Raw genomic sequence first — 13,320 nt, forward strand, 5'->3', positions numbered from 1 at the left:
TAAGAATGACGGATCTGAGCGGCTGAGGCAATTTTCAGCCAATTCTTTTCCAGAAATGGCGACAAAAAAGCGCTTTCTTGCTACAATGAATGGTAGCTTCAAATCCGGTAAGGAGGGACGAAGTGTCACGCAGGAAAGTCGTTATACTGCTGCTGAGCGTGTTTACCATATGCGCAGCATTGCTCGTATCGATGATCGGCAAGCCAGGCTCGCCGATTACGCCGACCGGAGACGGAACGCCCTCCGATCAGCAGCCGCAGCTCGAGGGCGGCGAGAATCGCGAGGACGCCGCGCTATCGGTCGCGGTCTCCATGGACGATTCAGAATACCAATATTGGATCAAAAGCATAGAACAGTTTCAGCAATCGCATTCGCAGATCAGCATCACGCTGACGAATATCGGTGATGAAGATCCCGATGAAGCGCGTAAGAAAGCTTCGGAAGCGGGAGAGCCCTTTGACATTATGCTGCTCGACAATGATCGTGTACGCGAATTCGCGATGCAAGGCTACCTGCTGCCGGTCGACGAGATCGTCACCGGGGATTCGGCTGCGGATCAGTTGGAAGCGCTAACAGCCATGGTGAAATGGAACGGCTCCCTATGGGGCGTGCCGCTGGACAGCAATCCGCTGCTCACTGTCTGGTCGAAGAAGCTGCTGAAGGCGGCAGGAGTCAATGAACCGCCGCAGAATCTGGCTGAGCTGAAGTCCGTCCTTACCGCGCTGTCGGAGGCAAAGCCCGGCAGTATCAGCCCGTTTAACCTTAATACGGCTGACGCGCGGGATCTGTCGGCTTGGCTGGGGATGTTCCGGGATCAAACGACCGCAGCTGCCAATCTAATTCCTTTCTCGGCAGACATGAAGCTGCAGCTGCATTTTGCTGCTGAGCACGCCGGCGAGCTGACACGGTTCAATCCGCTTCAGCAGCAGGCCGATTTGCTTCATGCGTTCCAAGCGGACAGGCTGCTTAGCGCGGTTCTGCCTTGGACGATCTATCAATCGCTGTCGTCTGAAGAACGGGATTTGCTAACAGTGGGATCGATGAACGGCCCACTTGTCCGTAGCAATGGAAGAAGTTTCGTGCTTACGGCCGAAACCGAACGGTTCTCGGAAGCGAAAGAATGGATTCAAGAGATGACATCCACGGATGCACAGCTTGACCGCTACCATGTGTTTGGACGTCTTCCGGCACGAATCTCCGCGCTTACGGGCGAATTCGTCTACAACGATATATCCGACCGTCCGCCCCATTATATTGTGCGGATGCTTCAGCTTGCGGCGGCGGAGACGGATCCTTCTTGGCGGGAACGATGGGTTCGCTGGTCGAAGCTCTGCGAATCGCTTGGCGGCAATGGCACGGTGTTTCTGCCTACTGTCGCAGACCGGCTCATTTCGGAATGGAATGGCGAGCCGGAGAAAGACAAAAACGGCGCCGAAGCGCCGTCACCGACTACATTAAAGGCTGATAGCCAGCCTAATGATTAATTTTCCGTCTTCCATGGAGACGGATTTTGTTTTGAGAAAGGATACAATCTGGGAGGGATAGAAACCAAGATCGAATTCTTTCTCCAGCTGCTGCCGTGTCGTATCAGGCAGCGACAAGCCGTTGAAAATCAACTCGTCGACATGGAAGAGTATGCCGCCGCTTGATTCGACGGAATAATGACCGGACAACTGCACTTCCAATTGATCATGCTTGCCGGAAACGATGACTTTGTCCCGCTTGAAGGTAAAGGCGAAATTATCGAACAATGCATTCTGTTCGCGCAGATAAGCGTTCAGCTTGTCATCCGGAATCGTAAGCGTATAGTTAAAGCCGTCGATCTCCAGCATATCCTTGTTATTCTGCACCCATGTCGGCATTTTGTCCATGGCCTTGGATAGGGCATTGAAGTAACGCCTCACCTCAATCAAACCGACATTTTGCCAGAAGTCGGTGAATTCGGCGATCAGAGCGCGCAGCTTGTCCGCATCGGACCGTCCGCTTAATGTCGAATCGACTTCATTTTGCAGGGCAATGACGCGTTCCCGCTGCGTCTTCAGCCGTGTCTCGACTTCGCTCAGCTGCACGGCCTGCGAATCGAGCTTCGAGATGCTTTTCTTTAAGTCTTTGTATTGCTTCGTATACGTGTTCAAGGTAATCTTGTCGGAGGAGAAAATAAGGTCGTAGTAGTCCAGGACGGTTAGCAGCTCGGATAGACTGTCTGTGGAGAAGAGCGCGGTCAGCAGCATATCCCGTTCTCCCATATAATAGGCGCGTATCACTTTACCTGCAGCCTCGCGCTGCTTCGTGATCGCCGTTTCCTGTTCGGCCAGCTTCTTCCGGGACGCATCGAGCTTCGATTCGACGCTGCCTTGCTCCACGCGGATTCTCGCGATTTCCTTGTCGATTTCAACGACGGAGAGGCTATTCTCCAATAGGCGTCTTGTTTCCTCATCACCCGGTGTTTTGGGCTCGGCAAGAACGGGGTATATCGTCAGCCAGCTTGCAAGCGCGCAAACGGCGAACGCCGCAATCCGGCGGCGCATCGTTCCTTTCACGGGCGGCCCCCTTTCTATACGGCTTGGCATGCACTACTATATGCGCTTTACGTTTCTATTATATCTGGATATGGCAATTTTGTCCTTGATTGGAGGTCGCTCAAAGTGGGAGATACGGAACGTCTAAGCAGGGTAATTACGGAGGCCATTCATCGCAGCATCCGAGTTGGCTGGGATAAGCTCCACGGTCCTGAAGACGGAGCGAGTAAAGAACGATGTGTGACCTTTCGCGATTATATGGCCATGTGTCTATATGATGAGAGAGACGGATACTACCGATCCGGTACGATCCGAGTCGGCAGGGCAGGCGATTTCTATACCAGCTCGTCCATTGGATCCATCATGGCAGCTAAGCTGGCGGATTTTATCAGTAAGCTGGCTGATGGGCAAGAAGGCCGGATCTCCATATTGGAGTGGGGGGCGGGCACTGGGCGCTTGTCCCGGCAGCTGCTGTCGGCATGGCAAACAGTTTCACCGGCATGGTTTAACCGGATGACGTACAGCTTAGTGGACGGAAATCCGGTTCATCTGAAAGAATCGCGGAACCGCCTGAAGGAGCAGCACGCAGAAGACGCCGCACCAGCCGTTCGCTGCCTTACCCCCGAAGAGGCGGAGGAAGAGCTTCGCACAGAAAGGGAGATGGAACGTGCAGCAGGTACATACACCATCCTTCTCGCGAATGAGCTGCTGGATGCCTTCCCGGTTCACCGGGTTGTGATGAGAAACGGGAAGCTGTGGGAGTTGGGAGTTGGTCTGCGTACGAGCGCAGCTAATGATCGGCTACAGCCATCGAGCGGAGCGCACTTTCGTGAGGTGTATATGCCTTTGTCTGACCCGCGCATCGAAGACGTGCTTCGCAGAGACGGAATTACGCTTCGGGAAGGGCAAATCCTTGAGGTCAATTTGCATGCAGAAGAATGGATTGGGCAGATGTCGAGGCTGATTGGCAGTGGGAGCATGGTGCTAATCGATTATGGACATGAAGCGATGGAGCTTGCCGCGCCGCACCGGATGCTGGGGACCCTGCTCTGCTACAAGGATCATATCGCACGCGACGAGCCTTACCAGCTGCCGGGCGAACAGGACATGACTGCTCATGTCAATTTCACTGCTTGCATGGCGGCGGCTGCAGCCGCGGGCTGGCGCGTCGATTATTATCATACCCAGAAGCAGTTTCTGGTTGATCAAGGGCTGCTCTCCGATCTCATGGACCATACCGGAGCTGATCCCTTCAGCGAAGCGGCGAGAAATAACCGGGCCATTCGTCAGCTGCTGCTCAGCGACACGATGAGCGAGACGTTCAAGGTGCTCGTACTGGGCAAATAAATGATACGTGCAGCGTAAAAAGGCTGTTCCAGGGAGCTCGTCTCCCAGGAACAGCCTTTTGGCCATTTTTGATGTTGAAGTGGCGGTATATTTAGAATGGATTCCCCATAACAAATACCGTCCAATACGTGAAGCCGATGAACGAGACAAACATATATCCCCAGAACATCAACATGTATGTTCTTTCGGAAAAGTTCAAATAGCCTAACAGGACAAACACGGCGGTCTGGATAAAGAACAAGAGTGCCATCTCGTTCATGTGACCCGCGAACGCCATCAATGCAATCACAAGTGTCCAAAAACCGAGCACTCGGAACATGCGTGCCATGATTTCATCCCCCTCTCGTCAGTCTCGACCCAATTTCTATTGCCCATTATATCCTTTCAGGTAACGACTGTAAACTATTTCATTCGTGACGAATTGGCAAACTTTTTGACGTAACTTCAGGTCATAATACAAGTTTGCTTCAATTTGTGAAAAAACATGTATGAGCCTTTAAAAAAATGGATATACAAATTAGTATCCGATAGATTCTATGAACTCTACCAAGGGCATAGAGATAAAGTAAGCGCCTAATGTTAGGAGGTTTTGGTTGCATGACAGCAGTCAGACAAGATGCCTGGAGCCCGGATGACGATCTCATCCTAGCCGAAGTCACGCTGCGGCATATTCGTGAAGGCAGTACGCAGCTGGCCGCATTTGAAGAAGTGGGTGAGCGCATTGGCCGTACCTCGGCTGCATGCGGGTTCCGCTGGAACAGCTGTGTCCGCAAGCGCTATGAAGATGCCATACAAATTGCCAAACAGCAGCGCCAGAAACGGAATTATATGAAAAAACAAACGTATGCAGCTGCAACGCCTCACGTGTCCGCCATCAATGTACTGGACACCGAAGAGCGCGCATACAAGAACGATCCGCTTACGGAGGAATCGTTATCCATCGATTCCGTTATCCGTTTCCTGCGTCAGTGGAAAGGAACGTATCAGGAGCTTAACCGCCAGATCAAGACGCTCGAACGCGATTTGCGGGAGAAGGATGAAGAGCTGTTCACGCTTCGCGAGCTTAACGAGCGGCTTTCGCTCGAAGTCAATAATGCGCAAACGGATTATCGAGCGGTCAACGACGATTATAAGACGTTGATTCAAATCATGGACCGGGCGCGCCGTTTAACCGTACTTACAGAGGAAGATGAAGCGAAGCCGCGTTTCAAGATGGACGCCAACGGGAATTTGGAACGAATTGAATAACCAGCTCGCCGCATCGGCAGCAGCTTCGAAATCTCACCGTACCTATCAGGTCGCGGCGGGATTTTTTAGTTTGCTTCTGTTACGATGGAGCTATTCATACCGTTTCAAGCAGAGGAGAATGGACTGTGACAATCATCATCGTCGGCGCAGGCGCGCTGGGTCTCTTATATGCCGCAAGACTCGCGCAGGCGGGGGAAGGAGTAACGCTGCTCACTAGAACAGAAGAGCAGGCGCAGCTTATATCAGAAGAAGGCATCCATTACGAGAATGCTTCTGGAAGTCATGCTCGCATACGCGTACAGGCAAATACATTAAGCCGCTGGATCTCCGATCCTGCTCGTCCAACTGCGGATTGGCTGCTCCTTGCAGTGAAGCAGCCTCATGTAAATGAGGTAATGCTGCAGATGCTGTCATCGTTGGCTGGGCCCGGAACGCCACTGTTGGCGCTGCAAAACGGCATCGGACATTTGGAGCGCCTGCAGGCTGCGCTTCCGCGATCGCCGGTATTTGCGGCGGTAACGACAGAAGGCGCGCTTCGGACCGCGGGAAATGCCGTAAGGCATACCGGCCAAGGCTTCCTCGCTTTTGGAAATTGGACGAAAAACGAAGAAAACATAAGTAAACCTCAAAAAATGTTGCTAAAATCACTGCTTGGTGCAGGAATTGAAGCGATACTGTCGAATGACATGGAGAACCGGGTATATGTCAAATTACTCCTAAATGCGGTTATTAATCCGCTTACGGCTATATTTCAAGTCAAGAACGGCGATCTGCCGCAGGATCCTTTTCGCTTGCAATGGATGAGGGCGCTTCATGAGGAGAGCGAAGTCATTCTCCGGGGAGCGGGCTTTCGGCCAGATAACGATACATGGGAGAGCCTGTTGAAGGTGTGCGAGGCTACAGCTCAGAACGAATCGTCGATGCTCCGGGATGTCCGAAGCGGCAGGGTAACGGAAATCGCCTGGATCAACGGCGGCATCGCTGCCCGCGCCAAGCAGCTCGGATTGCCCTCGCCAATGAACGATGCCGTTACAGCACTCATTGTTGCGCTGCATGCTTCTTAAATGAACAAAGAGGAGGAGACCAGGATGCAATGGATTTGGGATAGCGTTAAACATGTCTATGCATTTATGGCCATTCTTCCTATTGTACCCTTCGTACTTGTTTATTTCGGAAGCGCGGCGATTACCGGAGACCGCAAGCGGGCGTTTCGTACCGCCATGGACGTTACGACGGCGCTGCTGATCGGCTGCGTGGCTGTATTGTTCAATGTGATCTTCAACAGCGGCTTCGGATTGTACGGCATCATGCTCGTTCTGCTGCTCGGCGGCGGGTTACTCGGCAATTTGCAGTACAGGCTGAAAGGAAATATCAGTATGCGCCGCATCATGCGGGCGATCTGGCGGCTTGGATTCTTTCTAATGAGTTTCTGTTATGTGATTCTGATGCTGATTGGCATTGGCAAGAGCCTTTTCAGCGCCTAACGGTCCTTGCGAAGCGGGAAACGAATAGGAATCAACCCACCAATTTTTGGGGGGTTATTTTTTTGACGCTGAACGAAACGTTGTGTACAATGAATGAGAAAAAAGCACTTATTCATCGCATGTCATTCAGAGAAAGAAAGGTAGAGACTGCCCGATGAGAACAGAACCGGTTCAGCTGCCTTTAGGCCAGCCTGTCACCGAGGCTTATATAAAACGAAGCCATCCCGGCGTGGAAGCGCTGTTCGGCAGCCACCCGGCCGAGGATGAGCATTGGCACCGCCGATTGAATTGGCTTGGTGCGAACGCCGCTAAGCGCGTGAAGTCCGATCAGCTCGCGGATGCGCTTCTGAAGTATAACAACGGCATGAATGGACAATCCGCCGTTCTTGCCAATATTAATGCTATCCGTGCCGGCGCACCGGTCATTGTAACCGGCCAGCAAGCCGGCTTGTGGACGGGACCGCTTCTTGTTATACATAAAGCGGTCACCGTTATTGCTGCTGCCAAGGACGCCGCACAGATGCTGGGTACGCCTGTTGTTCCCGTCTTCTGGATTGCCGGAGAGGATCATGACTGGGACGAGGTCAATCATGCCTATGTTCGGAATGGCGAGCGTGAAATGGTCCGAATGGCCATACAGCGCCCGAAGGGGCCGCGTTCCTCGGTAACCCGAACGAAGCTTCAGCCCGAAGTGCTGGCGGAGGCGCACAAGCAGCTCAGTGACGTGCTCCACGATACCAGTTTCAAGCCGGAGCTTCTGGAGCATTTGGCACATGCGGCGAAACATGCCGACAGTTTGTCGCAGCTGTTTGCTTCCGTTATGGCCTGGCTCTTCGGCAAGCAGGGACTTGTACTGCTGGATTCCGACGATGCCGGCATTCGTGCACTGGAAGCGCCGATGTTCGCGCAGATCATCAGACGCAACGACGAGCTGGAAGCCGCATATGCCAAGTCCGCGGCTGCGCTGCAAGAGCTTGGCTACCCGGTTACGGCGGACGTGACGGCCGGAAACGCGAATTTATTCCTGTTTGAAGCGGGCGAACGCACGCTGCTGCAGAAGAAAGACGGCCGGTTCGTCGATCGCAAACAAACCGTCAGCCGTTCGGCGGAAGAGCTGCTGGATATCGCAGCGAATGAACCGCAATTGCTGAGCAACAACGTACTAACCCGTCCCCTTATGCAGGATTATTTGTTTCCCGTGCTTGGCGCCGTGCTCGGCTCAGGCGAAATTGCATATTGGTCACTGACAGGCGAAGCCTTCCGCTGTCTTGGCATGGAGATGCCACTTATTATTCCGCGCATGTCCTATTCGCTCGTTGAACAAACGACCGAGAAATATATGGCCAAGTATGAACTGACGTTCAGCGATGTCATCCACCGATTTGAAGATCGCAGAGCGGGGTGGCTCAAGGAGCGGGATGAGCTCGATATCGAAGGCCGATTCTTCGCGGCAAGAGCGGAGTTCATGACGATGTATCAGCCGATTATGGATATGTCGGCTTCCGTAGAGAAGGGACTTCAGGATCTGGCTGCTAACAATCTTCGCCGCATTCAGGAGCAGATTTCGTTCTTGGAGACGAAGACGAAGGACGCGCATGCAAGACGGTTCCAAGCCGCGCTGCGCCAGCTGGATGATATTGCACAGTCTCTATGGCCGGAAGGCAAGCCGCAGGAGCGGGTGCTGAATATGACGGATTTCTGGAATCGGTACGGCTCGGCATGGCTGGAGAAGCTGCTGAATGCGCCGTATCATCGGACCGGCGGCCATTATTTGGTCTATTTATAAACGAAGGGATGACGAATGACATGTCAGTGAATGCCAAGCAAGACAGTATCGTTCGCGATATGGGGCTTGCCCCGGACGGACATTTGAAAATCGACTGGGTTGCGGCCCATATGCCTGTGCTTAACCGGATTCGCGAGCAGTTCGAGAAGGAGCAGCCGTTCAAGGGCTTGAAAGTAGCGATTTCCTTGCATTTGGAGGCGAAAACCGCCTATTTGGCGAAAGTCGTTCAAGCGGGCGGCGCCGAAGTTACGATTACGGGAAGCAATCCGCTATCGACGCAGGATGATGTTTGCGCCGCGCTCGTCGAAGACGGCATTACGGTATTCGCGAAATACAACCCGGAGCCGAAAGAATACAAGGAGCTGCTGATTAAAGCGCTCGAAACCAAGCCGGATCTCATTATTGATGACGGCGGCGACCTGGTTTCCATTCTGCACGCGGAGCGTCCCGAGCTCATGGAGAATATCCGCGGCGGAGCGGAAGAGACGACTACCGGCATTTTGCGTCTGAAAGCGATGGAGAAGGACGGCTCACTGAGCTTCCCGATGGTCGCTGTAAACGATGCCTACTGTAAGTACCTGTTCGACAACCGCTATGGAACCGGTCAATCCGTCTGGGACGGCATCAACCGGACGACGAATCTCGTCGTTGCCGGCAAAACCGTTGTCGTCGTCGGCTACGGCTGGTGCGGTAAAGGTGTAGCATTGCGTGCCAAAGGCCTCGGAGCGCAGGTGATCGTGACCGAGATCGATGCGATTCGCGCCGTGGAAGCGTACATGGACGGATTTACGGTGCTTCCGATGAAAGAAGCGGCAAAGCTGGGAGATTTCTTCGTGACCGTAACCGGCAACCGCGACGTCATTCGCGGCGAGCACTACGAGGTGATGAAGGACGGCGCGATTCTGTCCAATGCCGGACATTTCGACGTAGAAGTGAACAAGCCGGAGCTTGAGGCGATGTCCAAGAGCAAGCGCGTCGTTCGCCGCAACATTGAAGAATTCAAGCTGAAGGACGGCCGCAGCATTTATTTGCTGGCTGAAGGGCGCCTTGTGAATCTGGCCGCGGGAGACGGACACCCGGCTGAGATCATGGACATGACGTTTGCCCTGCAGGCCATGTCGCTTAAATACGTGAACGACGCCTACAACGAGATCGGCAAGAAGGTTGTCAATGTGCCGTATGAGCTTGACGAGCAGGTAGCCCGTTACAAGCTGGAAGCGATCGGCACCGGTATCGACAAGCTGACGGATGCGCAGAAGTCTTACCTCGACAGCTGGCAGGAGCACTAAGATTAAGACATCATCTGAACGCAGGACCGGGCTTCCATTCGATGCCGGATCCTGCGTTTTTGTTTGCAACATTCCATCGCCGGCCTCCGTTTGTATAGATGACAACAAAAATACAAATCTGGGGGTTGCTGCATGAAAATGGGAAGTGGATGGAGAAGCAAAACAAGATTTTCCGATTCCATGAAGAGTGGTCTGCTCGTAACCAGTATGCTGCTTATGCTGGCATGGATGCTTGCTGGATGCTCTGCCAGTAATAGTGACAGCAGTAATATGAAGAGCGCGAATGGCGATATGATCCATACGGAGAGCTCTTCTGCCGCTGAAGCACCCGCCGCAGCGTCGATGAACGATGGTGCAGCGGCAGACAAAGCTGCGAACAACAGCACGTCAGATGCGAGCGCTGCGGATGCAGAAGCAGGCAATGGGGCAGGGACAAGCGGTGCAGACTCAGGAATATCGACAGGCGGCGAGACGGACATTGCCCGGAAAATCATCTACAAGGGCAATGTCGTCATGGAAGTGGAAGCCTATGACAAGGCCCAAACTTCGCTGCGCAACCTCATCCATCTCTCCGGCGGCTATCTGCTGAATTTCGCCGATCAGAAGACGGATGCAGAGCGGGGCGGCACGTTCACGATCAAGGTACCTGCGGCCGGCTTTGACAGCTTCCTTAGTGAGCTGGGAAAGATCAAGCATGTGAGCTACGAGAGCAGTGCGAACGGTACGGACGTCACTGAGGAATACGTCGATTTGGCGGCACGTTTGAAGGCGCGGCAGGTGGTAGAGGCAAGGCTGCTGGCGTTCATGGAGAACGCGACCAAAACAGCGGATTTGCTGCAAATATCGAAGCAGCTGGGCGACGTGCAGACGGAGATCGAGCAGATCAAAGGGCGAATGCGATACTTGGACAAAAACGTCGCGTTCTCAACGATCGAATTGCGTATGTATCAGACGACGGATGTCAGCGCAATGACGAAAGAGACCAAAACTGGGTTCGGCAGCCGATTGCTGAACGCAATTACGGGCAGTTCCCGCGTGATCTATGACGGTGTCCAGGGATTGGTCATTTTCCTGGCAGGCGCGATTCCGGTACTTGCGGTGCTGGCCGTTATCGGAATTCCGTCATATGTAATCATTCGCGGCTTTCTTCGAAAGCGTGAGAAGACGAATCCGACTGTCCTGCAAGAGACACCGAAAGGTCCGGATTCATTGGACGGCTAGCGGCAAACAAACGGAAGAGCTGCATTACATGCCCTTTGCGGCGTGCGATGTCAGCTCTTTTTGCATTTGAGGCATGCCCTCAGCTCGAACGCGCTGAATGGCGCTTGCCATTGCGGCTTTCTTGGCGATTTGGCCGCGCTCCGCTTCTTCAGCGATCAGAAAGCGGGGATTGCGGGCGAGTGCGAGTAAGGCTTCTTCGCTTGCAGCTGCGGCATCGCGTTCGTTGCGAAGCAGGAAGTGGGCGACTTGGTAGCAGAGCTGCTCTACAGTGCGAAGCAGGCTGACCTTATTATCAAAGGCGGTGTTGCCAGTCATGGGCAGGCCCCCTTAATGTTCATACTTTAAGCATTATCAATGTTAGTTTACACGAACGAAAGTACGAAAAGGTTTCAAAACCGTAACAAATTAATCCCGTAAATTAATTTATTAAATCCTGCTAAAGGAGCAGGATTTACTTTGCGTGTGGCGAATAGTTCAACCTTAGTGGTGAAAAGTGGGGCTAAGTGGTGGATATGGGGGAAGAGGTGGAGCGGTCGTATGTTCATGGGCGAATATCAGCACAGCATCGACGACAAAGGCCGCATCATCATTCCTGTCAAATTCCGCGAACAGCTCGGCGACCATTTTATCGTCACGCGCGGTCTGGATAACTGTTTGTTCGTTTACCCCCAGAGCGAGTGGAGCCAGCTGGAACAGAAGCTGAAATCGCTGCCCATGATGAAATCGGATGCGCGTGCGTTCTCCCGGTTCTTCTTCTCCGGCGCGACGGAATGCGAGCTCGACAAACAGGGAAGGGTAAACTTACCGAATACGCTGTGCGAGTATGCCAAGTTTGACAAAGAATGTATCGTGCTTGGTGTTTCGAACCGGGTCGAGATTTGGAGCAAACCGATTTGGGAGAGCTACTTCAAACAATCGGAAGAGACCTTTAACGATATTGCAGAGAAGCTTGTGGATTTTGATTTTAATTTCTAGCCGCGCATGCGGCTGCTTTAGAGCCAGGAGGATAACAGCATGTTTCAACATATAACGGTGCTCAAGGAAGAAGCGGTTGATGGACTCGCTATTAAGCCGGACGGCATCTACGTGGATTGCACGCTGGGAGGAGCCGGACACAGCGAGCTGATCGCTTCGCATCTTGGTCCCGGCGGGCGTCTCATTGCGCTGGATCAGGACGATTGGGCGCTTGATAATGCGAAAGTACGACTAGCAGCTTATATGGAGCGGGTAACGCTCGTGAAGAGCAATTTTCGATATTTGGCACAAGTATTGCGGGATTTGAACATTGACGGCGTTGACGGCGTATTGTTCGATCTTGGCGTCTCCAGTCCCCAGCTCGACGAGGGGGAACGGGGGTTCAGCTACAATCATGACGCGCCGCTCGATATGCGGATGGACCAAGACGGCATGCTGACGGCCAATGACATCGTCAATACGTGGGATGACCGGGAGATTTCCCGAATCATCACGAATTATGGCGAAGAGAAGTTTGCCAGATCCATCGCCCGCAAAATCATTGCGGCACGAGAGAAGGCGCCGATCGAGACGACAGGGGAGCTTGTGGAGATCATCAAGTCCGCGATTCCGGCAGCAGCAAGGAGAACGGGGCCTCATCCCGCCAAACGGACATTTCAGGCGCTGCGCATTGCAGTGAATGACGAGCTTGGCGCCGAGGAAGCAGGGCTTGAGCAGACGATCGACGTGCTGAAGCCGGGCGGCAGAGCCTCGGTCATTACGTTCCATTCGTTGGAAGACCGGATTTGCAAGCAGTTGTTTGCAAAATTTGTTGAAAAATGCACATGCCCGCCGGATTTCCCGATGTGCGTTTGCGGCGGAGGAAACGGGAAGCTGAAGCTGGTTACGCGTAAGCCGATCGTCCCGAGCGAGACGGAGCTGGAACAGAACCCGAGGGCGCGTTCAGCCAAGCTGCGCGTAGCCGAAAAATTGTAGATCATGATTGAACACATAGACAATCAAGGTGAATAAGAGGAGAGAGAGGTACGATAATGGCTTATGTGAATGGGAATTTAGCGCTTCAGCCAAAAAGAAAGCCAGAGCAGAAGCCGTCATTCCGTGAAACGAAGAAGGTCGTCATCAAGCGCAAATCGCTGCCCGTGCAAGAGAAGCTGCTTTATCTCTTCACGATTCTGATAGGCGTGATCGTGGCGGGCGTCATCATTTTCCGCTATGCCCAGATCTATCAGATGGAGCTGCAAATCAAGGAGCTCACGGCTAAGCAGGCCGTGCTTGAGAAACAGATTTCCACATTGACGTCGGAGAAGGAGAGATTGAACGACCCTGCTGTTCTTCGTGGCATGGCTATGTCGCAGAATATGACAGATCCGACGGATGAGAGTAAACCGCTTCAAGTGAAGGTACCAGACGGAGCAGACCGGGAATCTGCTTCCGCCAAGAAATAGGTGACG

Annotated in this window: 14 protein-coding genes; 11 read left to right on the forward strand and 3 right to left on the reverse strand. The window is 53.2% G+C overall.

Going from position 1 to position 13,320, the window contains the following annotated elements; all coding sequences use genetic code 11:
- Window positions 1-122: 122 nt before the first annotated feature.
- Window positions 123-1,484 carry an ABC transporter substrate-binding protein gene (locus KXU80_RS00270; RefSeq protein WP_219836336.1) on the forward strand — a complete coding sequence of 454 codons (1,362 nt, stop codon included), beginning with the start codon at window positions 123-125 and terminating at the stop codon, window positions 1,482-1,484.
- Here the strand turns inward: KXU80_RS00270 and KXU80_RS00275 are convergent.
- Entirely contained in the window at window positions 1,455-2,540 is a 1,086-nt protein-coding gene (locus KXU80_RS00275; protein WP_219836337.1) for a coiled-coil domain-containing protein, read from the reverse strand. The genes KXU80_RS00270 and KXU80_RS00275 overlap by 30 nt on opposite strands.
- A 105-nt stretch (window positions 2,541-2,645) precedes the next feature.
- Between KXU80_RS00275 and KXU80_RS00280 the strand changes: the two genes are divergently transcribed.
- A complete protein-coding gene (locus KXU80_RS00280; RefSeq protein ID WP_219836338.1) occupies window positions 2,646-3,866 on the forward strand; it encodes a class I SAM-dependent methyltransferase in 1,221 nt (406 codons plus the stop codon).
- A 91-nt stretch (window positions 3,867-3,957) separates the two neighbouring features.
- On the opposite strand, the gene KXU80_RS00285 is transcribed toward KXU80_RS00280, so the two are convergent.
- Window positions 3,958-4,194: a DUF2626 domain-containing protein gene (locus tag KXU80_RS00285; protein ID WP_219836339.1), complete on the reverse strand. Its 237-nt coding sequence runs from the start codon at window positions 4,192-4,194 to the stop codon at window positions 3,958-3,960.
- 269 nt (window positions 4,195-4,463) lie between these two features.
- Here KXU80_RS00285 and KXU80_RS00290 point away from each other — a divergent pair, with 269 nt between their 5' ends.
- The 6 genes from KXU80_RS00290 (at window position 4,464) to KXU80_RS00315 (ending at window position 10,894) form a co-directional block, all read left to right on the forward strand.
- Complete coding sequence (locus tag KXU80_RS00290; protein ID WP_219836340.1) at window positions 4,464-5,114, forward strand: RsfA family transcriptional regulator; 651 nt, start codon at window positions 4,464-4,466, stop codon at window positions 5,112-5,114.
- Between the two features lie 125 nt (window positions 5,115-5,239).
- Window positions 5,240-6,178, forward strand: coding sequence for a ketopantoate reductase family protein (locus KXU80_RS00295; RefSeq protein ID WP_219836341.1), 939 nt, complete (start codon window positions 5,240-5,242; stop codon window positions 6,176-6,178).
- Window positions 6,179-6,202: 24 nt separating this feature from the next.
- Window positions 6,203-6,598 (forward strand): DUF3397 domain-containing protein, encoded by a 396-nt coding sequence (locus KXU80_RS00300; protein WP_219836342.1) that lies wholly within the window; start codon window positions 6,203-6,205, stop codon window positions 6,596-6,598.
- A 154-nt stretch (window positions 6,599-6,752) separates the two neighbouring features.
- Window positions 6,753-8,384, forward strand: coding sequence for a bacillithiol biosynthesis cysteine-adding enzyme BshC (gene bshC, locus KXU80_RS00305; RefSeq protein WP_219836343.1), 1,632 nt, complete (start codon window positions 6,753-6,755; stop codon window positions 8,382-8,384).
- A 20-nt stretch (window positions 8,385-8,404) separates the two neighbouring features.
- Entirely contained in the window at window positions 8,405-9,673 is a 1,269-nt protein-coding gene (locus KXU80_RS00310) for an adenosylhomocysteinase (RefSeq protein WP_219836344.1), read from the forward strand.
- Window positions 9,674-9,805: 132 nt separating this feature from the next.
- The gene (locus KXU80_RS00315) at window positions 9,806-10,894 is read left to right on the forward strand and encodes a DUF4349 domain-containing protein (RefSeq protein ID WP_219836345.1); all 1,089 of its coding nucleotides are present in this window, start codon (window positions 9,806-9,808) and stop codon (window positions 10,892-10,894) included.
- Window positions 10,895-10,918: 24 nt separating this feature from the next.
- Here the strand turns inward: KXU80_RS00315 and KXU80_RS00320 are convergent, their stop codons facing one another.
- Window positions 10,919-11,209, reverse strand: coding sequence for a hypothetical protein (locus KXU80_RS00320; protein WP_219836346.1), 291 nt, complete (start codon window positions 11,207-11,209; stop codon window positions 10,919-10,921).
- Between the two features lie 222 nt (window positions 11,210-11,431).
- Between KXU80_RS00320 and mraZ the strand changes: the two genes are divergently transcribed.
- The 3 genes from mraZ to KXU80_RS00335 are packed head-to-tail and all read left to right on the forward strand — an operon-like array spanning window position 11,432 to window position 13,314.
- The gene (mraZ, locus tag KXU80_RS00325) at window positions 11,432-11,869 is read left to right on the forward strand and encodes a division/cell wall cluster transcriptional repressor MraZ (protein WP_219836347.1); all 438 of its coding nucleotides are present in this window, start codon (window positions 11,432-11,434) and stop codon (window positions 11,867-11,869) included.
- Window positions 11,870-11,908: 39 nt separating this feature from the next.
- Entirely contained in the window at window positions 11,909-12,844 is a 936-nt protein-coding gene (rsmH, locus tag KXU80_RS00330) for a 16S rRNA (cytosine(1402)-N(4))-methyltransferase RsmH (protein ID WP_219836348.1), read from the forward strand.
- Window positions 12,845-12,900: 56 nt separating this feature from the next.
- Window positions 12,901-13,314 (forward strand): cell division initiation protein, encoded by a 414-nt coding sequence (locus KXU80_RS00335; RefSeq protein WP_219836349.1) that lies wholly within the window; start codon window positions 12,901-12,903, stop codon window positions 13,312-13,314.
- The last annotated feature ends 6 nt before the right edge of the window (window positions 13,315-13,320 follow it).

Source organism: Paenibacillus sp. R14(2021) (assembly GCF_019431355.1).
Classification (GTDB): Bacteria; Bacillota; Bacilli; order Paenibacillales; family Paenibacillaceae; genus Paenibacillus_Z.